This is a genomic window from Mesorhizobium dulcispinae (assembly GCF_033977345.1).
Taxonomy (GTDB): domain Bacteria; phylum Pseudomonadota; class Alphaproteobacteria; order Rhizobiales; family Rhizobiaceae; genus Mesorhizobium; species Mesorhizobium dulcispinae.
On the sequence record NZ_JAVIIY010000063.1, the window covers coordinates 1 to 1148 of the forward strand.

1 protein-coding gene is annotated in these 1148 nt (G+C 63.0%); it reads right to left on the reverse strand.

The window, feature by feature from the left end; translation table 11 throughout:
- On the reverse strand, window positions 1-1091 hold a 1091-nt coding region (locus tag RFN30_RS32245; protein WP_320265975.1), incomplete at its 3' end, for a hypothetical protein.
- Window positions 1092-1148 lie beyond the last annotated feature (57 nt).

Consider the following 1148-nt stretch of genomic DNA (forward strand, 5'->3'; position numbering starts at 1 on the left):
GCTGACCGACATGCATCTTCGATCACCTGGTTCTCTTCGTTGACGGGGCGAGTTTTAGCTGTTGTGACAGTCTGTCCGGCAGAGGCTTGCCGCAGCCTTCCCAATGCCACGTTGATGTCGCTCAGTAGTACGGCATCGTTGCCCGCAAAGTTCTTCGCCAGGCCGTCCAGCTGCTCGTCGTCAATCCGACCGTGGATTTGGCTCTGGTGGTTCTCGGCAAGCCATGTGCTGAACTTGCGCAGCGCCGCTAGATCGTTCCCCAAGGTTCGTGCTTTGAGGCGGGCCACGGCTATTGCCCGGTATTGGGCGAAGAGTTCCTCATCGTCCTTCGTGCCGGGTCGAACAGTCGAAACAGCCGTCACAGGCTGTCCGGCAGAATGCTGCCGGAGCCTTGCCAATGCCACTTTGGTGTCGCTCAGTAGTCCGGCATCGTTGCCCACAAAGTTCTTCGCCAGTGCGTCCAATCCCGGGTCCTCAATCCGGCCGGCGATCTGGGTCCGATGGTTCTCGTCAAGCCATTTGCTGAACTTGCGCAGCGCCACTATATCGCCAGTGATCGAGCTTTCACTCACCTTGGCTGTTTTAGCCACCTCGGCACGGTAGGCGGCAAAAAGCGCCTCGTCCGGATGCTCGCGGCCGCGCTTGCGGCGGCGCGTTTGCTGAACGACGGCAGCCTGGTGCGGCGCCGCGGCCGGCATTGTATGGCGCGCGCCGGTCAAATCGCCCTGTTGATTGGCCGCAGGCCGAAATGCGCTCGTGACGACGTGAGGGAGGCTCACGCGATCGGGTGCGCTTCCAAATCTCGTGGCGGGCAGGTTGACCCGCGGCGGCGGCATGGAACTCAAAGCTTCGTAAGCGCGCCCAATCGCTGCGCGGCTCCGCGGCTGATCGACACTTTGCGCCGGTGAGTGGACGACCCGCTGCGCATCCTGCCAGAACTGCGCCGAAGCGAAACTTGCGACCGGCAACGGCCCGGCGCGGTCGGCGGCGGCAAAGAGCTCGTCCTGGTCAAAACTCTGCGCAGGTGAGTGAGCTGGTGGAGCAAAGGGCAAGTGCGAACCGCCTTCCCCGGCGTCCTCCTCTTGCAGCATCCTCGGTCCAACCGCATCTGCATGTGAGCCGGTCCGCCGCCTGGCGAGACGGCTGTT